Annotated in this window: 21 protein-coding genes; 11 read left to right on the forward strand and 10 right to left on the reverse strand. The window is 63.0% G+C overall.

Translation table 11 applies throughout. The features are described 5' to 3' along the window. Positions 1-153: 153 nt before the first annotated feature. Positions 154-1,374: a UPF0158 family protein gene (locus PV772_RS13820; protein WP_347886518.1), complete on the reverse strand. Its 1,221-nt coding sequence runs from the start codon at positions 1,372-1,374 to the stop codon at positions 154-156. A gap of 221 nt (positions 1,375-1,595) precedes the next feature. On the opposite strand from PV772_RS13820, the gene PV772_RS13825 reads away from it, so the two are divergent. Both PV772_RS13825 and PV772_RS13830 read left to right on the forward strand, forming a co-directional pair. Beyond that, complete coding sequence (locus tag PV772_RS13825) at positions 1,596-2,261, forward strand: helix-turn-helix domain-containing protein (protein WP_347886519.1); 666 nt, start codon at positions 1,596-1,598, stop codon at positions 2,259-2,261. Continuing rightward, complete coding sequence (locus PV772_RS13830; RefSeq protein ID WP_347886520.1) at positions 2,251-2,997, forward strand: hypothetical protein; 747 nt, start codon at positions 2,251-2,253, stop codon at positions 2,995-2,997. The genes PV772_RS13825 and PV772_RS13830 overlap by 11 nt, the downstream gene beginning before the upstream one ends. A gap of 277 nt (positions 2,998-3,274) precedes the next feature. On the opposite strand, the gene PV772_RS13835 is transcribed toward PV772_RS13830, so the two are convergent. The 5 genes from PV772_RS13835 to PV772_RS13855 are packed head-to-tail and all read right to left on the reverse strand — an operon-like array spanning position 3,275 to position 9,388. Then, entirely contained in the window at positions 3,275-3,697 is a 423-nt protein-coding gene (locus PV772_RS13835) for a DUF4913 domain-containing protein (protein ID WP_347886521.1), read from the reverse strand. Beyond that, positions 3,690-5,459: a TraM recognition domain-containing protein gene (locus PV772_RS13840; protein ID WP_347886522.1), complete on the reverse strand. Its 1,770-nt coding sequence runs from the start codon at positions 5,457-5,459 to the stop codon at positions 3,690-3,692. Before PV772_RS13840 ends, PV772_RS13835 begins: the two co-directional genes overlap by 8 nt. Next, the gene (locus PV772_RS13845) at positions 5,459-7,078 is read right to left on the reverse strand and encodes an ATP/GTP-binding protein (RefSeq protein WP_347886523.1); all 1,620 of its coding nucleotides are present in this window, start codon (positions 7,076-7,078) and stop codon (positions 5,459-5,461) included. Before PV772_RS13845 ends, PV772_RS13840 begins: the two co-directional genes overlap by 1 nt. Beyond that, a complete protein-coding gene (locus tag PV772_RS13850; RefSeq protein ID WP_347886524.1) occupies positions 7,078-8,589 on the reverse strand; it encodes an SCO6880 family protein in 1,512 nt (503 codons plus the stop codon). The genes PV772_RS13845 and PV772_RS13850 overlap by 1 nt, the downstream gene beginning before the upstream one ends. A gap of 1 nt (position 8,590) precedes the next feature. Next, positions 8,591-9,388, reverse strand: coding sequence for a hypothetical protein (locus PV772_RS13855; protein WP_347886525.1), 798 nt, complete (start codon positions 9,386-9,388; stop codon positions 8,591-8,593). Between PV772_RS13855 and PV772_RS13860 the strand changes: the two genes are divergently transcribed. Beyond that, positions 9,387-9,665 (forward strand): hypothetical protein, encoded by a 279-nt coding sequence (locus tag PV772_RS13860; protein WP_347886526.1) that lies wholly within the window; start codon positions 9,387-9,389, stop codon positions 9,663-9,665. The genes PV772_RS13855 and PV772_RS13860 overlap by 2 nt on opposite strands. A gap of 246 nt (positions 9,666-9,911) precedes the next feature. Here the strand turns inward: PV772_RS13860 and PV772_RS13865 are convergent, their stop codons facing one another. Genes PV772_RS13865 through PV772_RS13875 form a run of 3 tightly spaced genes read right to left on the reverse strand, consistent with a single transcriptional unit; the run spans position 9,912 to position 11,567 of the window. Further along, positions 9,912-10,637 (reverse strand): hypothetical protein, encoded by a 726-nt coding sequence (locus PV772_RS13865; RefSeq protein ID WP_347886527.1) that lies wholly within the window; start codon positions 10,635-10,637, stop codon positions 9,912-9,914. A gap of 11 nt (positions 10,638-10,648) precedes the next feature. After that, positions 10,649-10,936: a hypothetical protein gene (locus PV772_RS13870; protein ID WP_111903848.1), complete on the reverse strand. Its 288-nt coding sequence runs from the start codon at positions 10,934-10,936 to the stop codon at positions 10,649-10,651. 13 nt (positions 10,937-10,949) lie between these two features. Continuing rightward, positions 10,950-11,567: a DUF6668 family protein gene (locus PV772_RS13875; RefSeq protein ID WP_347886528.1), complete on the reverse strand. Its 618-nt coding sequence runs from the start codon at positions 11,565-11,567 to the stop codon at positions 10,950-10,952. A 143-nt stretch (positions 11,568-11,710) separates the two neighbouring features. On the opposite strand from PV772_RS13875, the gene PV772_RS13880 reads away from it, so the two are divergent. The 8 genes from PV772_RS13880 (at position 11,711) to PV772_RS13915 (ending at position 21,420) form a co-directional block, all read left to right on the forward strand. Beyond that, positions 11,711-11,983 carry a helix-turn-helix domain-containing protein gene (locus tag PV772_RS13880; RefSeq protein ID WP_347886529.1) on the forward strand — a complete coding sequence of 91 codons (273 nt, stop codon included), beginning with the start codon at positions 11,711-11,713 and terminating at the stop codon, positions 11,981-11,983. 34 nt (positions 11,984-12,017) lie between these two features. Then, complete coding sequence (locus PV772_RS13885; protein ID WP_347886530.1) at positions 12,018-13,130, forward strand: CHAP domain-containing protein; 1,113 nt, start codon at positions 12,018-12,020, stop codon at positions 13,128-13,130. Beyond that, on the forward strand, positions 13,127-13,642 hold the full coding sequence (locus PV772_RS13890) for a hypothetical protein (protein WP_347886531.1): 516 nt from the start codon (positions 13,127-13,129) through the stop codon (positions 13,640-13,642). The genes PV772_RS13885 and PV772_RS13890 overlap by 4 nt, the downstream gene beginning before the upstream one ends. A 6-nt stretch (positions 13,643-13,648) precedes the next feature. Next, the gene (locus PV772_RS13895) at positions 13,649-15,091 is read left to right on the forward strand and encodes a chromosome partitioning protein ParA (protein WP_347886532.1); all 1,443 of its coding nucleotides are present in this window, start codon (positions 13,649-13,651) and stop codon (positions 15,089-15,091) included. 386 nt (positions 15,092-15,477) lie between these two features. Beyond that, entirely contained in the window at positions 15,478-15,708 is a 231-nt protein-coding gene (locus tag PV772_RS13900) for a hypothetical protein (protein WP_148258204.1), read from the forward strand. A 235-nt stretch (positions 15,709-15,943) separates the two neighbouring features. Next, on the forward strand, positions 15,944-17,767 hold the full coding sequence (locus tag PV772_RS13905; RefSeq protein WP_347886533.1) for a MarR family transcriptional regulator: 1,824 nt from the start codon (positions 15,944-15,946) through the stop codon (positions 17,765-17,767). Between the two features lie 2,148 nt (positions 17,768-19,915). Continuing rightward, entirely contained in the window at positions 19,916-20,740 is an 825-nt protein-coding gene (locus tag PV772_RS13910) for a ParA family protein (protein WP_347886534.1), read from the forward strand. A 74-nt stretch (positions 20,741-20,814) separates the two neighbouring features. Beyond that, the gene (locus PV772_RS13915) at positions 20,815-21,420 is read left to right on the forward strand and encodes a hypothetical protein (protein WP_347886535.1); all 606 of its coding nucleotides are present in this window, start codon (positions 20,815-20,817) and stop codon (positions 21,418-21,420) included. A gap of 1,027 nt (positions 21,421-22,447) precedes the next feature. On the opposite strand, the gene PV772_RS13920 is transcribed toward PV772_RS13915, so the two are convergent. Continuing rightward, positions 22,448-22,867, reverse strand: a complete 420-nt coding sequence (locus PV772_RS13920; RefSeq protein ID WP_347886536.1) for a hypothetical protein — start codon at positions 22,865-22,867, stop codon at positions 22,448-22,450. Positions 22,868-23,231 lie beyond the last annotated feature (364 nt).

The raw sequence follows: 23,231 nt of genomic DNA on the forward strand, positions 1-23,231 counted from the left end.
CCCACAAAAGGGGGTGCTCTGAATGTTGTTGTCCGTTGTCTCGGTTCACCGTACCCGACACCGGCCCTAGAGACAGTGAAGCCCTTCTGAATTCCCGGGGTGGCCCTCAGCCGGTAGCGTGCGGCGGGGAACCAGCCGGCCGAGAACGGGTTCTCAGCCCACGCGGATGCCGTTGTCAGCAAGGAATTCGCGGGCACGGCCCATCTGCCGGTCGGTGGAGAAGGCGTACCAGTGTTCGCTGAGGTTCGCGTCGTGGACGATTTCCCGGAACCGGAAGAAGGCGCCTTTGCCCTCGATCGCCCGCTCCAGCCGCTCTCGGAAGGCTTCATCGTGCTGCCGCCCGGCGAAAGCTGCCATGTCCTGCCAGCCGTTCCCAGAACTTGTGCGGCTCAGCCGAAGCCATCGGTCAGGCTCATCCTCTACGTCGATCGAGGTGTCCTGCCCGACGATCATCGGGTCAGTGGCGGCCTCGTCGTACACCTGCCCGGTGTGAAGGTCGAGGTAGCCGCCGGTGGACAGATCGGGGTCCCCCTCCAGGATGATGCTGAGCATGTCTAGGTCCACGGGAACAACCTGGCCTGGCAGCGGCACGCGGCGCAGAGATGCCAGCAGGTCCTCGGCCAGCACTTGGTCACCGGCGCAGCCGCGCCGGGTCAGACGGTTGATGACCGACAATGCCATGGGCTCGGCTTCCTGGCGTCTGTGCTCCAGGGCCATCGGTATGCCGACCCCGACATGCTGCAGGGTGTCATCGATGTCGCGTCCTGTCAGGGCCGCCAGGAAGCGGGGCGCATCTGCTGCCGCGATGGCCTTACGCAGCTCGGGCAGGTCAAGTCTGGCCACCTGGACCTGTTCGGGCCACGCGTGTAGCAGCATCGGATGGGATTGGCTTGGTTTCGCCGGGATTCGGCTTTCCCCGTCATCGGCGGACCACCGGCGGCCGTATTGGTCAGGAATGCTGCCCCAGCCCCAGTAGGCCAGAGGGGAATCAGGGCGGATCCCCAATACCTCTAGTGGGTCGACCTTTGCCTCCCCGATCACGCACCGGTGCGTCCACGCGTCACCGAGGTCGAACATGAACTGGAACTCAGACCCCGGCCCCAAGGTCCGGGCGACCTTGGTAACTGCGATGTCGAGAGCTGTGATGATCGGCCCACCGATGGATGCGCCCATCTCGGCTCCCGTCTCTTGGTCGGTGATTACCCGGCCGTCATCAAGGGTGAACATTGACAGGTGCGAGCGGTCCCATCGGGCGAAGGCATCGTTGATGGCATTGGCGAGATCCATGAAGGTGTGCGAGGGCCCGACCGCGAAGATGCGCCCCGGCCAGGGCCACAGCTCCTCACCGCGGCCTCCGAGCAGTTCCACCGTCACTGATAACCAGGTCCTCGCCATACCGTCAAGGATGGCACGAACCGAGGTAGCGGCGGCTTCTGTCTTAGGCAGCCGGGAGCTGCTGTGAACGCGCTGTACCCTCACCGTCACCGTCATCATGATCACCACCAGCACGGTGACGACGACGACAAATAACAGTGGGAAGAAGGAGGCGGGAACGGGTCTTCACACTTCCGTTGCGGAGTCACTACAATAGTGTGATGGCACTGAGTATTTCGCAGCTCTCCGAACGGTTGGGTGTCTCCCCGAACCGTGCACGCAATCTGGTCGCGCACGGCGTCATTAAAGGAGAACGTGTCGGCAACCAATGGGTGATCGAGGAAGCTGAAGCCGCGAAGTACCAGCCCCGTATGGGCCGCCCGCTATCCGCGGTGAACGCATGGCGCCTGGCGGTCTACTCCTCGGGCGATCAGATCCCGGATGCGCACCCGATGGAGCGGTCCCGCCTCCGCGAACACCTCGCATCCCTCCGGCAGGCTTCCGACCCGGCCGCGAAACTCTGCTCGCTGCTTGCCCGCCGTGCCGACAAGGTGGAGTACTCGGTGAGCCCGGCAGACCTTGCCGACCTTCGTGACGATCCGCGGATTCGCCTGTCAGGGGTTTCCCATCCTGACTCCGGGCTGCTGGCCAACTCAGAGATCGAAGGCTACGTGAACAGTCAGGACCTGGACTCCCTGGTTCGTGAGTGGTTTCTCGTCAAAGCCCGACCAGGCCAGCGGCCCAACGTGTTGCTCCACGTCGCCGAGGATCTCCCCCAGAGTCTTCCTGCCCTGTTCATTGCTGCGGACCTTGCCGAGCGCGCCGGAGTCCGTGAACGGCAGGCGGCACGCGACCTCATCGTGAGGAGCGTCCTCCATGCCGGTTGAGCTACCCGCGATGCTTGCCGAACAGGAAGAGGCGTGGCAGGCCGTCTTCGAGATCCACGAGGCCATGCCCACAGGCTGGGTGATGATCGGCGGCCAATCTGTCTACCTGCACGCCGTTGAACGAGGCGCCCCCATCGTCCGAGCTACCAAGGACGCCGATGTTGCCCTGGACATCCGGGCCGACTCGAAAATGCTCTACAAGTTCACCGACCTTCTCCTAAAGCTAGGCTTCCAGTCGGACGGGGAGACCTTCAAAGGGCAGCAGCACCGATGGGTACGGGGACAGGCGCAGCTGGACGTCCTCATCCCACGGCACCTTGGGGAACACTCCGACAAACTCAAGGGGGCGACGGGCGGAAGCACCATCGAAGCTCCTGCAACGCAACAGGCGCTCGACCGGGCAGAGACCGTCGATGTGATCGCCGGCCAGTCCTCCGGCAAGGTCAACAGGCCCTCACTGCTGAGCTGCCTGATCGGAAAGGCTGCTGCACTTGTGATCGTTAACGACAAAGGCCGGGAGCGGCACTTCACGGACTTCCTGACTCTGGCCGCCGTCGTGCGCGCCTCAGACCTGAGGAACCCGGACTACCAGCCAGCCGAACGGAACCATCTGGCGAACATGCTCGGGCATCTGGCGCTTGATCCCACCCTTTTGGACCTTGTTCCCGAAGGGGCGGACGGGGTAGAGCGTCTTCGCATGTCGCTGGCCCGGGATCCCGGTCCCAGCCTCTCCTAACATGCTGCAAGATGTTTCTGCTCAGGTGAGTCCGGCCCGACTGTCCGCACTCATGAGCTGCATCACCTCCGTGAACATGCACAGTTCCCTTAGTCACTGTCGGGGCCCAGTTCCGCTGCCCACAGCCGGGGACAATCCTGATGGGTTATCCACCGCTACTGCTGCTGAGGGAGCTTTCCCAATGGCTCCCAATTCTTCAGCCGTGGATAACCCGGATTGACCCCAACTATGAACAGCCCGCGTGGTCACCTTGAGCGTCGGCTAACAAGACCTCCGTTTAGAACAACCCTGCGGGTGGTTCCTCGCAGGGTAGAGGGGTGAGTTTGGAGCGGTGACCGTCGTCGGGGGTGCAGCCTTTGAACGGCCCATCTGTTGAGAGCAGAACGGACATGTGGTGGTCTGCGTGGTCGCGCCACCACACACTCATCCCTGTGGTGCCGTCCAGGCGCAGGAACTCCCAGGCACGCCAGAGCGCTTCCAACCGGCTGATGGCCTCCGCGTGCTTCCACCACTGGGGGCACCAAGTCACACCGCCCTGCACGTTGAGCTGCCGGCGGTAGCTGATGGCCAGCTTTTCGCTGACGAATTCGGCCACGTTTGGGTAGAACAGCTCAGGAGCATCCGATTCATCGTCCACTGTCTCTGCGGGGGCTGCAGTGTCCCCGAGCTCGTCGTCCCACTCCCCCAGGCCCTCACTCATTAGAGGAACCTGCGGCGATCCATCGGTTCCCGGCCGCTGCAGCCGGCTTGTTCGCCGGGTCATGCGCGGCGATGGAGGCCCGCACCGCATCAGCCTGCGGACCGCTCATCCAAGGCACCGTTTCCAAAAGAGCAGCTGGGGCGCCGGAGGCGAACATGATGGCCCGGCCGCGAGGGAACGCGGCCAAGTCCGACACGTCCAGGGTGCGTTCCTTGCGGTCGTCGTCATGACTGTAGGAGGTGCCCTGTTTGGAGCGGCTTCTGGTCATGTTGGAGTACCGGTACTCGCCCACGAGCTGCGCGAGCTCGTTCAGGAACTCCGCTTCGGCGACGCCGCCGCCGTAGACCTTGATGTTGGAGGCGCTCCAGAGCTTGCGCATGCCGTCGCGGCCCCACACTTCAACGCCTTGGGACCATGACTGGAGGATGGTCATCAGGACGATGCCGCGGGAGCCGTAGTGGCTGTAGAGGTTCGGCAGTTCGCGCCAGCGGCAGACGTTGGCTGCTTCGTCCAGAACACCGACCATGGGCGTGGCCAACCGGCCGCCGGGTGAATGGACGGCGAGTTCTTCGGCGGCCTCGACCGTGGCCACGGTCAGGGCAGTCACCAGCGGGCCGGCGGTGCCCTTGCCTTCCTTCGAAAGGCTGTACAGCGTGCCTTTGGATCGGACGAATGCTGCCGGGTCGAATTGGGGCCGCTCGTCCTTTTCACCCTGGGGTGTCACCCATCGGGCGACTTGGCGGTTGGTGAGGCAGGAGGCCATCTGCAGTGCCGTGCCGTACACGCCGCCGCGTTGCTTCTCGGGGGCGTTGATGACACCGCCGACGGCGTTGGAAGTCTGCATGAACCCGTGGGCTTTGAGGATGTCCACTGCTTCGTCGTCGGCGGGACGGGTCAGCCAGGTGTGGACCTGCGTGATCGGCAGGCCGTCGAGGGCCGCGGCGAGCAGGAGCCCGGCAAGGAGATCCTGGCCCGCTGGATCAAAGTAGGCGTCCGTTTTGGCATCCGGGCCGCGGGATCCGGCCGCGAAGTGGTCTGCCAGGCGTGCCGCTTTCACTTCATCCGTGACATAGGACAGGGGGTTCCACCACCAAGAAGGTTCCTCGAGGGCGACTGACTGCGGGTCGAAGACCCAGACCGGGCCCTCGGCGGCCCGGACATCGCGGGTTCCGTCGACGATGTCCCGCTTGTTCGAGGTCACCAAAGCGGCGCCCGGGGCGGCAAGGATCGCCGGAATGGCCCGGGATGTCGTCTTACCTGCGCGGGGTCCCCAGATGTCGATGTGCATGTCTTCCCAGGAGCCGTAGACCATCTGCCCGCCGAGGACCGTCTTACCGACCGGGACGCCCGGTGAGCCCTTCACTCCCAGACGTTCGGCCGTTGCCGTGGCACCATGCAGGCTCAGTGCGCGCAGGTCCTTAGCTTTGGCCATGTGCTGGGCGGCGGCGTCCACACGAGAACGCTTGGACCGCCGGCGCAGCACCGCACGGACCACCAGAAACGCCACGACGATGATGAGGACGCCGAAGCCGATCAGTACCCAGGTGGCCGCCGCAGGCCAGATGACCTTCTGGGAGATCAGGCTGAAGACCAGTTCAAACGGGTTGGCCGGCAGTGGCTGGCCGTCACCGGACAGGATCGAGCCCAGATGCACGGCCCCGGCAACTGAGCCGACACCGAGCACCACGACGGTGATGAAGACCCAGAGCAGGATGGTTTCGGTATCCATCCGGGAACGCTTGCCGCTGCTTGGTGCACCCATCAGTTCTCCCCTTCCGCGCTCCGAAGTTTCGTCCAGCGCTTGTTTGTATCGTGGAGCGATTTTTCGACGCTGGTTAGCTTCAAGGCCACGGGGATGCCGGGGCGGCCGCCGACTTTGAAGAGGAATTTGCCCAGGCCCGGGCGTACCCGTTTGCGGGATCCGCCGACGTCGGTCCATGACCCGGGGTCAGCCCATGAGATGAGGCGGGCTTGTTCGGCCCTGGAGAGGGTGACGGCTTTGTTGAGTTTTTCCATTTCGGCTCCGGGCAGCGCGCCGCAGACGACCATGCCGGAGCGTTCGACGAAGCCGCGGGCTTTCATCCGTTCGGATTCCGTGGGCAGGGCTTCGAGGTCGCTCATGGTGTGCGTGATCATGGCCTGCCCGACGCCCTCGGTCCGGTTCAGACGGGTCAGCGAGTCAACCCGGTCGACCATGCCTTCACCGGAGCGCAGGGCCCGCCACAGTTCGTCCATGACGACAAAGTAGTTCCGGCGCGGTTCCAGGCCGGCGTCGGCCAGGGTGTGGGCGACCTGGACTGTGGCGAAACCGGTTGACCAGCAGGCCAGCAGGCAGGCCGCTTGGATGTCCCGCTGCGTGTCGGAGATCCCTGACAGGTCGAAAACCACGGGTTTGGTCAGGTCCATCGGCTGGTCGGTGGGCTGGGAGAACATGTCCGAGAACCGGCCCGAGCCGTCGAGGGAGTACAGCGACTGGCGCAGCTGGTCGGTCGCGTCGAGGTAGCGGCTCATGTCGCCGCGGTCCAGGGCGATGGCCCGCAGCTCGTCGGGGGCGTCTTTGATGACCTCGATCAGATCCCCGATCAGGGGAACACGGTCCAGGCGCTCGTCCAGGATGTGCAGTGCCCGGTCAATCAGGGATTCCTCGTGCGCGCTGGGCTTGGCGTTCCGCACGATGGTGATCAGCGCCGTGATCATGTTCAGGCGCCGGTTGTGCGAGTCGGCCATCAGCTGTTCGGCCAGCTTCTCCGCCTTCACCGCTGCAGCGAGCAGCTGCGCGGCCGCGGCCTGGTCGCCATCTGGATCATTCAGGGTCCGGTTCGCGTTGGCCCGATGTTCCTCAGCCGAGGCGAGCAGCCTGACGGCGGCTCCCGTGGCTTCACCGGGGTCCAGGACGTTCAAGTGACCGCGCCCGGGACCCAAACTGATGACCTGCCCGCCGAGGGCTTCGATCAGGTCAACGTAATCCGGCTTCAGGTCACCAAGGATCAACGGGTTGATGCCCCGCCCTGCCAAACCCAGGACGATGTGCCGGACCAGGGTGGACTTGCCGTAGTGCGGCAGGCCAAGGACGAACATGGACGGGTTGTTGATCATGCCGTGCATGAACCAGCTGATCGGATCGGCCCCGAAGGGGGCGCCGGTGTCGGTGTGAACGCCGATCGGCACTCCCAGGATCGGGGTGCCGGACCCGCCCACGAACGGCCAGAGACCGCAGACCTGAACCGAGGTTCCGCGCCATTCGTCGGCCGCGGTGACGTAAACGGCTTCGCCCTGTCCGCGGCCGCGCCAGCCCCGCAGACCCGGGCGGCGGGCGACCGCGGCCGCGAACTTCGTGGCCGGGGCCTGTGTGCGCTGGTGCTTGGTCAAGTTGGCGAACATCACATGGCCTCGCGGATCTCTTCGGGAACCTTCAAGTGCTTGGGCAGGACCAGACCCAAAGGCAGGGACGCGGCAAAGGCAGAATCCTGTGAGCCGTAAGCGCGCCGCAACAACAGGCGCGCCGACGGACCGAGGTTGCCTTCCACCACGGCCACAGCGTCCTCAAAGTCACGAGAGGACAGCACCGTGGCCGTGACCACCATGCCGAAGTTGACCAGCCCGGCACCCTTGGCTTCCTCCGCTGCAGTGGCCTGCGCCGCACGGGCATCGACCAGGGCGCGGGCCGTGGGCCGGTTGGTCGAGGAGGCCCGGGTCAGGGCGCTGGTCTGGTCCGACTCCACGATGGCGGCCGCGCGGCCTGCTTCGATCGGCCGGTACAGCAAGGTGACGCGCTTGCGGGCAATCTCCCCGTGCGGTGCGACCAGGCGGCCCAGCGCTGATGCCAGGATGTGTCCGCGTGGGGCACCCGTCATCGTCCAGGACACCGAGTGCCCGGAATCGTGGCGGTAGCCGTCCCAGTTGGACTGGTGGGCGGACGGTCCGACGTCGCCCCAGTCCAAGTCAACGGGTGTGCCCTGGTAGTGGGCTTCGTCGATGAGCCGGGCCGCTGCAGGGTCGTACGCGACCCGAACGACCTCGCACAGTTCCTGGGCGTTCAACGGCGCGCATGCCCCGGCGCCGGTGGATTCCAGACGCTCGGTCAGGCTGGGAAGCCGTGAGGCGAGATCCCTTGCGATCTCTTCGGCGGTGCGTCGTTTGCCGCCTGCCCGGGCAGCGGCGCTGAACGTCAGCGCGACCCAGGCGCGGATCGTGGCCGATCCCTGCGGGTAGGTGTTCAAGGCCTCCCGGAGCATGGCCTTGGCAATGTCAGGGGCGTCGTCATGGATGTTCGATTCAACTTCCCTGCGCAGCCGTGCCCCGGAATCGGGCGCGGTTTCGACCGTGACGGATGCAGCCACGACGGCAGGTTCATTCGACAACGAAGCCAGCCAGCCACCCCAGTTAGCCACCCAGGCATCAATCTGCTCAGGATCAACCAAGGACGCACCGTCGGGCTGCGTGCCGAAAACAACGGTGTAGTGCGCGGTGGAGGGAAGGTGGATCAGCGCGAAGGGGCGGCCATAGGAGTCCGTGAACTCGTACAGCTTGGAACCGGCAGAGATCCCCGGCAGCTGGAACTCGCCCCAAGGCGTCAGCCCCAGCGGGCCGGAGCGGTAGATGTTGGCGCGTCTGCGCCGTGCTGAGCGGAACGCCAGCCGGGCGAATATCCGCTCCCCTACGGACTTGTTGTGCTTGTCGGTCACCGAGACGACCGCCAACGCCACCCCAAGGATGAACAGGGCAATGAGCCCGGCGAACCAGCCGCCGACAAAGAGGCAGATCACCGTGATGATGAGGCCCACAAACAAACCGGCTGTTGCCAGCCCACCAAGGGTGCCGATGCCTGCCTTACGCGGACGCCGCCAGTTGCCGTAGGTCGGTTCCCTGTATGTGTTCTCGATAGCGGCCATTTCAGGCACCCCCCGTGGATTCTTCGCTCATGTCTTTGATGGCACCGGAAGCGGCCTGGCCTGCTTCAACGCCCTTCTGCGCCGCCAGTACGGCGACACCGCCCGCGCCCGCGGCCACAGCGCCACCGCTGGCGGCTGCTCCGCTGCCTGCAGCAGCACTGCCGGTACCGGTAGATGCTGCCGCGCCAGTGGCTCCGGCGCCCCGTGTGCCGCTTTTGCCTGCTGTGCCGGACGTTCCTGCCGTTCCCTGGCTGCCAGTGCCCGAGGGGCCCTGCGATCCGGGGCTTTGGCTCGAGGTGCTGCTGGTTGTCGTCGAGCTGGTCGAGGATCCGCCGCCGCGTCCGGCGGTGCCCATGCTGATGGCGCCGGAAGCCAGTGCGCCGACCGTCCCTGCTGCCAGAGCGCCACCGCCGCCAGCGACAGCACCAACCATCGGGGTGACGAACCGCATGAGGGCTGGCATGGCGAACAAGGCAATGATCATCAGAGCCAGTCCGGTGACCGTTGCCAGGAGCGCGGAGCCGAAGTCCTTGCCGTCACCAACGTTTCCGAAGATCTTGGTGCCGCTGAGCTGGAAGGCCGTCGCGTAAATGATGGCGGCCGCGGGTTTGTAGAGAATGAAGGCGATCAGCCAGGCGGTGCATTTCTGGAACCAGCCCCTGCCGGCCTCGGTGTTGCTGAAAGCCGCGGCCGTAGGGAAGATCCCTGTCAGGATGACCAGCAGCCCGCCTCGGACGATCATGAGCACGATCTGCATCACCGAAGCCAGGATCGCGATGAGCCCCAGCAGGATGATCATGATCGACCCGATCGGGCTGGTGGACGACAGCGCCAGCAAGGCCGTGATGTTCTCGTCGAACGAGGTCCCGTTCGTGGAGTTCGTGATGATCCAGGCAGAGAATTCATCCGCCGCGACCGTCAGTAACCCCACGGCCGCCACGCCAGCTCCTGAGACGACGATCAATGTCGCCAACGAACGGACCAGATCCCGCAAGGGGGCACCCCTGCGCTCGATCACCATCTTGGCTGCGCCCACCAGCACGGACATCACAGCCAGCGAAGCCGTCCAAAAGTAGAGACTGTTCTGCAGAAACAACACCGGGTCACTCGCAGTAGAACCTCCCGGCGCAGCGGTCAGAGCGGGAGTTCCCACATTCACCCAAAACGTCCCGAGTGTCTTAACCACGTTCCCTACAGCGTCTGCGATCGCTTGGGCCATGTTCTTTACCGCGTCGTTGGCACGATCGTTCGCCCAGTCTGAAACGACGCATCCAACTTCCCACGGTTTGCAGGGCTGCCCGCTCTCGTCGGCAGGCAACATGTCAAACACCCGCCCAACTGATGAAACCGCTCAGGTCAGAGAGCTGTTGGGCTTCTCCCATGCCGCTGGCTGGAAGGACCCATTTCCAGTCTCCTCCTTCCCACTGCATTGCGACGGGAACAGCCCCTACGCTGCCGTTTGCTGCTTTGAGACCGTATTCCACGATTGCGCGATCCCCGCTGTAGTCCACGATCTTGTAACCCGCGATTTGGAACGGTGCTGTTGCTGGAGCGGTGGTCGATGGCTCCGACAGCATCTTGTCTCTTTCCGGTCCCTCGACCACGAGGTGCTGGGCCAACAGGTCGGGACGCCCAGAACTTCCGAGAATGATCATGTTTGCACCCGCATAGAGCGCCCCGGTTGGTGAGTGTGCGAAGCAGGCGCGCAGGCCGTTGGTATCGGTCTTGCCCGGCCCGTACTTCGTGGGCGACGTTGGTGCGGCGATCTTGCCGATTAGCTCCCACTTGGTGTCGGTGGGTGTGGTTGCGGGTTTGGCCTGGTCGCCGGAGGGCAGCCCGCAGATGCTGGCATCCGCCGCTGCACTGGGTTGTGCGCTGGGTGTGGTTGTCCCGGTGTTGCTTGGTTCGGCCGCAGGAATTCCTCCCCCTCGAGGGAGCAGCGCCAGGATGATCCCGAGCGCGACGATGATCGCCACGACGACGGCCGCGATGATGAACTTTGGTTTGGTCAGTGGATTCTGGTCTTCGTTCACGGTCGGTTCAGTCATGGCAGAGCTCCTTAGACCAGGGCGCCTACGACGCCGCCTGCGGAAGCTGCCAGGATGCAGCCGCCGAGGACCCAGGCCAGGCGGCCGGCGTGTTCTCCGCCTTCGCCGCGTCGGTTGTTGATCATCATCGTTCCGGCGGTGATCAGGATGCCCGCGACGGCGAGGCCGAAGACGATCCATGCGATCCATTTGAGGATGGTCAGCAGGCCTTCGGACCCGGGAGGGGCTTCGCCTGTGCCCGGGTTCGGTATCTCGGTGATGGCGAAGCTTGACCATTCCATGGCCTTGGAAAACAGCATGTGTTTCTTCTTTCTACTGGGCCGTGAGACCGGCGGGGGCAGTTACTGCAAGATGCACCTGTTCGAGGGTGGTGCGGGCTTCTTTGGGAAGGTCCTTTGCGGCGACGTCGTGGCCGTAGCGCCATCCGTCTACCCACGGGAAGTGCCACATGTGGGGTACTCCCCCGCCGACCACGCGGGCGAAGTCGCGGATCTCTTTGGGCAGCCGCCCGGGAGCGTCAGCCATGACCACGAGACCGGCAACCCGGATACCGGGCAGGGACCCGGAAGCCCATTCAGTGGCCGCAGAGCGTGCTGAACGAAGGCCGTGAACGTTTGAACGGGCAACCAGAACAACAACGGATCCGGCCGGCGCAAGAGGCCAGTGGTGCTCGGCGGCGCGGGTGTTCTTGTCCAGGCGCGCCAGCGATGTTTCACCGGCGCCGCCGTGGACCCCAAGCCACCAAAAACCCGGCTCTCTCCCCGCAACATTGCGTCGCGGAAGACGGTCGGCCTGGTCGGGTTGCGGAACACTCCGCTGCGGCTTGGTCGCGCCCGTCGGGATGAAAAGCTGCGCTTTGGGGAGGGCTGGTACGGGTTCGTCGATGGTTTCTGCGCCGAGCGTCACCCAGCGGTTCTTTGAGACCGGCATTTCACATCCCCTAGTAATGTCCGCAAAGATCGTATCGGTACCATCCGACACGAAAGGCCAAAAGTGACCCCGAACAACAGCTTTAATACCTTTCAGTCACTCCCAGTACATCACAGTACCAATTTATGGTCTACGATGGCTTCATGCGGTGGGACGGACTGAGCGTGGACCCGAAGTACCTGGAAGCTCTCTTCGCTAAGTACCCGGAGCGTCTGACGCCCCAGGACCTTGAAGAGATCTTCGGGCTCTCCCGAAACACCGTCTACCGCTGGCTCCAAACCGGAGTGATTCCTGCTTACCAAGTCGAGAAGACATGGTTGATCGCCAGAGATCAAGTCAAAGACTGGGTCTGGGCGAACCGGAACACCCTGAAGAAGGGCCAGACACCGGAAGCGAACGACGAAAACCAGCCCTAGGGCGAAGTTGACCGAGCAGATGTGAGGGGGACACATGCAACCACGGACGAGGGCGCCCGTTCTGGTCGCCGGCGCCGTCCTCGCCCCCGTCGGGTTGGTGCTGTCCATCATCCTGTTCGGCGGCGGGAGCTCACAGGCTGCCGCCGATGTCTGCTCACCGACCAGGTCCAGCGTCAGCGTTGACGCCGCCCAGCTGCCCAAGGTCGCTGTCGCCGGCTACGAAGGCGAACAGCTGAAGAACGCCGCCCTGATTATCAACGCCGGCAAAACCCTGGGCCTGTCCGCCCGGGCGCAGACCATCGGTGTCATGACCGCCATGGGCGAATCCGGGCTCCGCGTCCTGAACCATGGCGATGGCCCGGGCCCTGACTCCCGCGGACTGTTCCAGCAGCGCGACAACGGCGCCTGGGGAACCTACCCGGACCGGATGAACCCCACGACGTCAGCGACAAACTTCTTCACCGCCCTGCAGAAGGTCAGCGGGTGGGAACAGCTCGACCCCACCACAGCCGCTCACCGGGTCCAACGCAACGCCGACCCGTTCCACTACCAGACCTACTGGCCGGCAGCCGTTGAGGTCGTCGCCGCCCTGGGCGACGTGCAGATCACTGGGGCCGGCGGTGCAAGCTCCTGCGGTATCCCGGGAAATTCCGGCACCGGGGATGACTACCCGTGGAAGAACTCGCCCACCTGGATGCAGGCCGGGGACAACATGGCAGCCAGCATTTCACCGTTCAATTTCTACTACCGGGAGTGCGTCGACTTCGCCATGTGGCGCGTCAACCAGCAGCTCGGCAGCACCACCGCCCCCTACAAAATCCTCAACGGCACCTTCCGGCCGGACGGCGCCCTGCTCGGCTCGGCCGTGACCTGGAAAGACGGCTGGGACGCCAAAGGCTGGCCCACCGGCACAACGCCCCGAGTCGGCGCCGTTGTCTGGTACTCGCCCGGCACCGGGGGCGCCGACGGCAGCTACGGCCACGTCGCAGTCGTCAAAGCCGTCAAAGGCGACGGCAGCTTCCTCGAAGAGGGCTACAACGGCAACCCGGCCCCGAACGACCACACCTACTACACCCGCACCGTAGAGAACGGCACTCCCAGCGCTTTTCTCTACCTGCCCGGCAGCGACACACCGGAGGAACCATGAAACGGACCCTGACAGCCCTCGCCGCCGTTCTCCTGTGCACGGCCTGCGCACCGACATCCAGTGCAACGCCAGCCGACCCTTCCCCCAGCACTTCCACCACCGCGCCGGTCACGCTCAGCGCGGGCGGCAAGCCCCAGGCCCCCGGCGGCACGGCCCCTGCCACCCTCGGCATCGCCTGGGACGAGGCAAGCAAAACAGCGGCGCTGGAGACCGCGACTAAGGCCATGACGCTCTACGCCCGCCCCACGGTTAGCGACAAGGAATGGATCCAGGACCTCGGCCAAGTCCTGACCGCCCAAGCCACCGCCGACTACCAATATGTTGACCCGGCCAACATCCCGGCCACTCGGCTCACCGGACCTGGCCAATTGAAGGTCGATGAGAATAACGGGTTCGGCTGCCACGTCGTGTTTCCCACCGACGCCGGTAACTACGACGTGCAGCTGCTCCGCAGCGCCGCCGACAAGCCGTGGCAGGTCAACCGCTTCACACCTCCGAACGGCACAAAGTAAGGACAGATGATGGAAACCCAAGCACTCGACTTCCCCAAAATCAACGCCGTTCTCCGCACCAACGGAACCGGCGAAGTCACCATCAACGGAACCTCCCACCCGATCGAAGCAGCCGACGAAGCCGCCGTCCTCACCGACGCCCTGCGCATCATTACCGAAACGGCCGCCCAGCTCGGCCGCCCCGTCCGCGTCAACACCACCGACCCTGACGGACAAGGCCTCATCATCGTCTCCCCCGACGGCGTCGTCAGCGAAGCCTCCCCGACCAAGCCCACCCCCAAGCGGGAAAAGGACACCGTCGCCGCTACGGCTGCCCCCTCACCCGAACCGGCCAAGGTCCCGACTGCTCCCGCTCCTACCCCCAACGCCGCCGCAGCCGAAGAATTGCCTGCACAACCATCCAGCGCTGCACCGGTAACCTCTGGAGCCGCCGCCACAGCAGCACCCGCCCAGGAATCCAGCACGGACCCCACCGCCGCGGCTGAGCCCGCTGCGCGGCGAAGCCTTAAAGACGCATCATTCCTCGTCAGCACACCCATGCTGCAGCCGGCCACCAGGGGCTGGCGTGGCGTCCTTAGCCGCCTCGGCATCCGCATGGACCCCTCCCCTGATGAGCTGGCCGAACGCGAAGACATCCGTATCGTGAGCCAACACTGGCCCGGCCCCCGCACCGTAGCAGTCGTCAACCGCAAGGGTGGAGCGAACAAGACCCCCACCGTCGTCATGCTCAGCGCGATCCTCGCCCGCTACAGCGGAGCCGCGACCATCGCCTGGGACAACAACGAATCACAAGGCACCCTCGGGTGGCGCACCGAAAAAGGCGCCCATAACAACAGCGTCCTGGACCTCATCGACTCCTCCCAGACACTGCTATCCCCCAGCGCCCAAGCCGCCGAAATCGCCCAGTTCGTCCACCACCAAACCCCGGACAAGTTCGACGTCCTGCGCTCCGACGAAAACGACGAAGGCGACCACGAAGTGACCGCCGAAGAAGTGGACATCGCCCACCAGGTACTCACCCGCTACTACCGGCTCATCGTCATGGACTCCGGAAACACCTCCCGCGCAGCCAACTGGCGGCGCATGATCCACCACACCAACCAACTCGTCGTCCCCGTCACAGCCATCGAAGACCGCGCCGAAGCCGCGCGCCTAACACTCCAGACCCTCGAATCCCGCGGCGGCCACGACGCAGAACTTGCCCGCAACGCCGTCGTCATCGTCTCCGAATCCACCGACGCCAAACGCAGCATGAGCGGCGACGCCCTCAAACGCGCCAAGGACGAAGCCCGCAGGATCGCCGACGCCTTCACCCCCCATGTACGGGCCGTGGTCCGCATCCCCTACGACCCCGCCCTAGTCAACGGCCCCATCCGCTACGACGCCCTCCAACCAGCCACCCAACGCGCATGGCTCGCCGCAGCGGCAGCTGTGGCCACGGGTTTTTAGGAGACACGATGCATATGCTCCCTGCGCCAATAAATGCCGAAGTAAAACGTCACAAAGGCGCCACGCGCGCGTTCCCTGACCACATCCACGAGCACAAGCGGATCAGCAGAGTGCTATCCACTGTCAGTTGCCGCAGCTTGGTCAGTGAACCAGAATGTCCCACTGCCGCGGTGGAGAACAGCGGCGTGAACGCAGCTGTTTCTGTTTCAACACGCCGAGATGTGTTTCTGTTTCAATACCCAGTCCGGGAAGTCCCCGGTGGTAGTTTCAGTTTCAGAGGAGCAACAAGGTCCAGCAATTCACTCCTTCAGGGTCGGCAGGTTTCCCGGCCCGACCACTCTAATGAAGTAAAAGCAGCGTCGGCTGCTGTAGTTCAAAGGACAGGGATGATGGCTCCAACCACTCGTACAGGCAGGCGCTCAAAAGGCGACCGTAAATTCGTCGGATTCCGTATCGCTACCCCGAAAGCCGACGCAATGGAAGAGATTGCCAAGGCGGAGGGGTACCAGTACGTCAGCGACTGGCTGTCCGACGTGGTCGAAGAGCGCCTGGCCAAGACTAGGCTTCACGCAATCGTTCAGCAGGAGGAGTTGCCACTTGGGCGCCTAGCTTCTTAAAAGTTGACGGCCCCCACGAGGAGGGCCGTCGAAGCTTCTGATTCACGTACTGGAATGCTTGCCGGCGAACAGTCCGCGAATCGATGGAAGTCCTTCACAGGGCTTCATTTGTGTAACAAAACCGATCTGCCAGGATCGGTCTCTTTCATTGCCTCTCACAGCAACTCTCCCCGAAAGGATTGTTCTCATCGTACATGGACTCCCGTGTGCGTCGCCAGCCATACCTGTTTCTGGCGTGTCGCGCAACCCCTCCGCATCCTGCTCGCCTGCAGAAGCCTGGGCAGCCCTTGCACCTGGACTCGCAGGCCAGCCGCGGGTTCGCCTATCCAAAGACGCTGGTAAGTCGTATCCGCAGAAACATGAACGAAACCTCACCGAGGCTCTGCCCTCTGTTCCTGCTGCGGTCCGGATTTTTGGTAAAGACGGCACGTGCGCTGCGATTTTCCTTGACTTCGACTCTTCAGTAGGCGGCCTAGACGGGGTCCAGGCCGACGTCCGGGCCGTTCAGACCTGGCTGCACTCGGTGGGCGCCCGCTGGATCGAGGACTACTCCCCTAACGGCGGCCGCCACATCTACGTCCCGCTGGCGCAGCGGGTCACCTTCGCTGAAGCGCGTGATCTTGTCGAGGCGCTGGGCACCCGGTACCGGACCCTGGACAAGACCCCGCACCAGAACATGCTCCACGGCTGCATGCGAACCCCCGGCTCACCGCACAAGCGTGGGGGGTACCAGGAACTGGCGATGAGCCTGTCCATGGCCTACGACATCGTCCGCCGTCCCAACAGCGCAACGGTCTGGACTACCATGACCAACGACCTGGCCGCCGAGATCAAAGCCGTCCGGGCCCTCCGTCTACAAGGAACCTTCTCTCCCGCCACCTCGGATGCGCCGGGCACCAACCTGCCTGCCGGTCGCATGTCTCGAGCCATGCAGGTTCTCGCGCAAACCGGGCTATACGACACGAACCGCTACGCCACGGACTCCGATGCACGCCAGGCGGTCCTCGTTGGTGCCGCAGCGGCCGGCCTCGAGCTGGTGGATGTTGAGCGTCGGATGCTGCAGGGAACCTGGCCCGGACTGGCCTCCTTCTACGCCCGGTACGCGTACCGGCACCGGCTCCCGGCCCTGCGCCGGGACTGGATGAACGCCCTGACGTATCTCAGCAAAAAACGGGCCAAAGGAGACGGGAAGAACAATGTCCGCAGATCCCCCACTAGCCAGCCAAATACACAGGCGGGGCAACTAAAGGCCCTAAATCCAATTTCTAACCCCGATGCAGAGCATCGGTTCATCCGGACCTGGCGTAGCGCCCTCAAGATCAGGGAGGTGAACTACCAGCAATCTCGGACAGGGATGGCCAGAAGGATGGTGCTGCGGGCGCTGGGAGAGGCTGCCCACATGACTGCATCGCGCTTTATCGAATTTGGAGTCCGGTCCATTGCTGTGGCCACCGGTCTTGATCACACTACTGTTGGCCTGCATCTGCGAGAACTGCGTGCAGAGAAGGACCCATTAGTTACCCTGGTTGAAGAGGCCCGCGGAACCAAGGGCGATCTGTATATGCTCACCCTCCCCGAAGAGCTAAAAGCCGCGGCCGAGGACGCCACCTGGCAGAAAGGGAAGGTTCACGCCCTCCGGCCCGCCTTCCGGGAACTGGGTCTGCCAGCGGCATTCGTTTACGAAGCACTGGAGCACTCCCCCGGGCTGTCCACGACCCAAGTCGTCACCGTCACCAGGCTTTCCCGCTCTGCTGTCCACGAAGCTCTCGAGATCCTAGCTGCTTGGAATTTAATTAGTCGTAACGCCGGCCGTTCTTGGTCCGTCGTAGCGGCAACATCACTTCACCAGTTGGCTGAGCAGTTAGGCGTCCTGGAGGCCGTCGCCGCGCAGATTCAGCGGTACCGCGACGACCGGATCATCTGGCGCGAATGGCTGGCCAAAAACGTCAACACCATCGCGGAACTCCTCTCCCCCGACGATGACTACCCCTGGGAAACCTTCGAGGGGCCACCCGACGACTGGTCGCTCTCCGATATGGCGTTCGGCAGGACCGGCTAGGGTTCGGTGCCGAACGTCTGCCCAGTCTCAGGCAGCACTCGCCCGTCGGCATTTGCCGCGGCCGCCGGCGTACAAATGTTGCGTGGCGACGTAAATTCACCTACCAGTTGGGCAGACTACGACGACTACTTTCCGCAGTATCTCCCCTGTTGCACAACCTGGCAGCATGGCGAGAAGGGCTGGGTCGTCTGGACATGCGGCGAGCTCCTCCGTCGCCGCAAGGCTGAAGTGACCAGCTCGCACGTGGATGTGCGGCCTTTCAAAATGCCAGCATGCACACTCATCGTGATTCCTACCCAATTAGGACGCAGGTCCGATGCGGGTACATTACCGCCGTCGAGTGGACGGTGGGAGCCCCGGTGAGTTCGAGCGTTGGATGTGCGCCATATCCAGAAGAGGCACAGAAGAAGGCTGAGGGAGCGAGTTGGCAATCATCTAGGGAACCGCTCGCTTTTGGGCCGTCCTTTAACCGTGCCCTGCGGTCAAGCTATGCCTACGGATGGATCGAGTCTGGGGGAAATGGAGGCTGCGATGGTGAAGCACCTGTTCGAAACGCTCTGGACGGCTCTAATCGTTGAATTGACCAGAGCGTCCTGAGTTCAGGAGCCTCGGTCGAGTTTGCCTTGTCGGCTCTGGTCCAGCGGCCCCTTCCCTCCCGCTGATGATGGGCGTACCGAGGTCCGCTTACCCGCTGCTTCCGAAGTGGCGAGGATAGCGGGTAGTGAAAGCTGGATCAAATGGTTCCATTCACGGAAGTAGAACCATTTGCCCTTGTTCCTCCAGGTACTAGCGGGAAAAATGCGCTTCCCCGCAAATGCCACCATTCGGAACGAGCAATTGCCACCATTAGCGCATGGCCGGTGAGCCCGCCGATCTCATTTACTTGCACCAGGATTCAACGGAATGGGCCAACAACGGGAAATGACCCCCACCGTGTCAAGGTCTGACACTTTGGGGTGGTGGGTGCAATCTCTCGGCGCCTCGCCCGAAGATTGAGGTTGCGCATCCTATGGCACATCGAATGGCTCACTCCCCCGGCGGGTTAGCTTTAGCGCTCCAACCATGGAGCGTACTGCTGCACCATCGCAAAAGGTACGAATTGCTCCCTCCGCCCCCTTCAGGAGCTGCCCCAAAGTCGCGCGCATACAGATAAGCCGCCTAATCCCGAGATGCCCCCCTAGGGGCTGGTCGGAGGAGGCAGCGCCAGCACTCCCTCCTCGACACTGTTGACGCCAAGGTCATACACCCCGAGCGCGGCCCTGGCTGGTCCTTCGACGGCGATGCGTCTCAAATAGTGCCATAAGAGAATAGTCCACCGTTTGCGATCTACGACTCACCGTCTCTAAATAGTACCTTTTGCGTGCATGGTGCTATTGTGGACAATGGCGGTATTTTAATAAATCCCACTTTTTACGCATATGGAACTAAAAAAGTTATTGGTTCCCTTGAAGCAAAGGCTGGGTAGGGCGCAAATGCCTCAATCAGTTACCTTTGATGCGGTAGGGGGCAACAAGGGGTAACTGCACCAGGGCTCCAACGGCGCAAATACCACTATTCCGAACACGGGGGCAAGGTCCGAAAGCAGGGGGCGGATCTTCAAACTGAACGCCAGGAGACATGCGATTGATGCGTATTGGAACTATTTGCGAAAAGCCTTGCTCTAGCTGAATCGTACACGACTATTCGTTGTAGCCTGGGCGTGTCAAAACCCCTGAGGCAAATGGAATCAGTTCCCCGTGTCCTTGGGTCGCGGCCCGGGCAACGCGCAGTCCAATAGCGCCTGGGCTCTAATGGATCTATTTGCGATGCCGGCCGCCAGGGGAGCGGCTGCCCAAAAGGAAAAGGATGATAGCGCAATCAATCCCGCAAATACCACCAAAATCTCAAAAGCCACTTAAATCTCTAATCACACCTATGCAGGGCTTCTCGCAAAGCCATCTCTTGTCTCTAATGGTTCCTTTTGCGTGAGAGGTGGTATTCCCGTTCATGGAACTATTTGCGCTATGCCCCGCGTGGCGTCCGGAAATCAGCGGGGCCCACGGCTAGTCTGGGTGCATCGGTTGCCGGCCCGATGAGTCATCCCCGTGTTGGGGTCCTTCTGCCCGCGCCGTGTCGAAGTACAGCACAACGGGAAGGTACCCAAAAGACATGTCGGCAATAATCATCGCCGTTTGCAACCAGAAGGGCGGCGTCGGGAAGACGACGCTGGTGACCGGCTTGGCTGAGGTCTTCTCGCGGACCCTGGGTAAGAAGGTTTTGGTCATTGACGCTGACCCCCAATACAATGTGACATCCGCCCTGGGAGTAACGGACCCGGAGTTCACTCTCAACGACGTCCTCTACGGTGACGAATCGAACAATCAGAAGATTATGCCCGGTGTCGCCGCTGACGCCATCATGCAGGCGGGGGAGTCCTGGCAGCCCCGTGCGGACAAGAAGGAAAACTTCCCGCCGCTGGACCTGATCGCCGCGGAGCGCAATCTCGCTTCACGGGAGCGCGACTCGATGATGGCTCGCGAGCACCGGCTTCGGATCGCATTGAAGGGAGTTACCGACGACTACGACATCGTCCTCATCGACTGTGCCCCGTCCCTCGGTATCCTCACGGTGAACGCCCTGACCGCCGCCACTCACGCGCTTCTGGTGACCGAGCCCCGGGTTGCGTCGGTGGAGGGGCTTTCGGAGATTGTGACGACCATTTCCGAGGTACAGGAAAACCTGAACGAGAACATCGAGCTTCTGGGTGTCGTGATCAACAAGCAGAAGAAGCGCGCGGACCAGATGCACTGGATAGAGAAGGTGCATGCCAACTTCGGTGACCTGGTCCTTGAGCCGATGTTGCAGGACCGCGAAGTGTTCGCCAAGGCGCAGGCCGCGTCTCAGCCGTTGCGGGTGTGGGGGAGCGAGGCGGCACCGCACCGGGCCGACTTGGTTCAGCTGGCCACCAACATCTGGAAGGGTGCACAGTCATGAGCGCACGTCCCGGACCGGCTCCCGAGCGTGGCGGTACACCCACGGCTCTTGATTCCCTCCGTAGGAAATCGGGGTTGAAGAAGGCACGCAGCACCAGCGTGATCGCTGACATGACCAGGGCTGAAGAGACCCCGGCAGCCGCGCTTCAGGTGATCGCCGAGCCAGAAGCCCCGGCTGTGGAACGTCTTGTGCCGGCCCAAGTTGCCCAAGAAGCTCCTGCGCAGCAGCCCGCGGAAACTCCTGCGCCCGCGCCGGGGCAGGATCCTGCGCAGCAGTCGGCGGCCGCCCCGACGCCCGCACCGCAGCAGTTCATCCAGCACGCCCCGCCGGCCGCTGCCCAGCCTTCCGCGTATGCACAGCCAGGCCAGCTGTACCCGGCATACCCCACGCAGCAGCCGTATCCGTCCCAGCAGGTTCAACTCCGGCAGCAGCCTGAGCCTGAGCAGCCAGAAAAGAAGATGTACCGCAAGACGAGCTTCTTCCAGTCCAAGGAGTCAGGTTCGAGGATGCGGTCGGCGTACATGGCCACCAGGCATCTCACCGGATTCAGGACGCTTTCGGAATTCATCCTTGCGGCCGTGGAGCGTGAGGTAGAAGCCCTGGAAGGGCGTTACAACGCCGGGGAGCAGTTCACCGCCGATCCGAACAGCGTGCCCCGCGGGCGCCCCCTGGAACCCTAAGGCCCGCCCGGCCGAATCATCACTGGCCCTCATCGAGGGTCTTGCCGCGTCGACGTTCGGCTCGCCCGCGGCAGCAGGCGTTTATCAGCCGCAGCCCTCTGGGGCCAAATCGGAGGCATACGTTGTTCCTTGGTTCTGGGGCTGTTCGAAACGTGTACGAGTTCTTGTTCGAAACAATCGTTATAGAGGTGGCGTGAAGGTTAAAGGGGAAGGATGACGGCGGGAGCTCTGGAGGTCTTCGAATAGATCCAATTTCAGTTTGCCGCCGCCGGTCTAGGCTCATCCCAAGGGGTATGGAAGCTTACAACAGATGAAGGGCCTTCGGCTTGTGGGCGCGATGACGTCGAGGCTAGGAACCACACTTTCTTCCAATGTGTGAAGGCAGATACCGAGTAGGTCAATAACGACCGTTTCTGACCCACCTTCGGCATGCCTTCGAAAAACGTCGAAAATGTGACTTTCGACGATAAATGGCGGCCTTTTCACGGCGCCAATTGGCACCCGGCCGTCTGGGACCTTCTGCCAAGCACACGAGCTCTTGCACTTGACCCGGGCAAAACCAACCTGACGTGCCATTCCCGTCCTGGATTCCTGGTAGCTCACCTCCCTAATCCGTAGAGCATTGCGCCATGTCCGGATAAACCGATGCTCTGCAGCGGAATCTGAAATTGGGTTGGTCCCCAGTAGTGGTGGGGGCTCCTGGCGGGCCTAGTATGGGGTGCAGGTCGCATAGCTTTCCCGGTCTGGGGCCGGAGCGTTTGTGGCCGGCGTCGAGAGGGTCCTGTTGAGATTATTCTCTGGAGACTCAGGGCCCACCCCCAGCCGGCGCCGGTCACCTGGGGTGTCGAGGAGCACGCCAAAGAACTTCCTCCCGTTTCGTTCCACGGAGGAATAGCCTGAATAGGTGCGCGCGACCGCGGCGGCAGTGACCGGGGGCACCCCAGGACTTTGAGGTCAGCACCGACTATTAGCGTCTCCGTCCAGCGGGGCGAGCAGTAGGGATAAGCAAAAAGCGGGTCCGGTCGCTTCAGGTGCGTTTCATGGTCTTTCGCTTCGGGTCAAGGATCAGGGCTACTGCTATGCCAAGCATCCAAATGTCCTTTGCAAAACCGGTGCCCTGAGGGCTGGGCCGGATCCCGTCGTCCAGGGTGAACCCTGGAGTCTTTAGGTACATGGTGAAAAGAGAACCTGAGAAGGCGGCCAGGCCCGCGCCCGCCAGACGGCTTGGCACGAAAGGCAGCAGCAGTGACAGGCCAAGGGCGGTCTCGGCGTAACTGAGCAGCTTCCCGAACCGCTCCGGCTCCAAAGCGGATATTTGGGGAATCACACGGGAGCCCATGGCCTGCAGTCCCGCCGCGCTTTCCTTGTCGAGGTTTCGCTTCGCAAGGCCAGAATTCAGGATAAAAGCACCGGTAACCAGACGAAGAGGTATGTGGCTCAGGTTCATAGCGGATCCTTTCGAGGTATTCCTGACTTGCCTGAGGGTAACCCCGGCCTATTCATGGCACCAGAGCCTGTGGTCCCAACACCAAGTTCTGGCGTGCTGCGTGGTGGCAAAAGCACAGCAAGTCGAGGAGAATGTCCCCCATCTTTTGTCCTTCTACCCATTGCATGGACACCCCTACAACGGGTCGGCCACACCTCCAAGGGGACCGCGCGTACGAACGACATCGTCACGTCCTGCGCCTGGCATGTTGGCAACCCCTGTACCGGGTAGGTGAACTCTCCGAAGATGTTGGGGCTACCGGCGAGGCGCCGGGAATGGAACAACGGAAAGGTTGGTTGAAACTTCAAGTAAGACGAGAGGAAAG

Origin of the sequence: Pseudarthrobacter sp. CC12 (assembly GCF_039907755.1) — a bacterium.
In the GTDB taxonomy this organism is placed as follows: domain Bacteria; phylum Actinomycetota; class Actinomycetes; order Actinomycetales; family Micrococcaceae; genus Arthrobacter; species Arthrobacter niigatensis.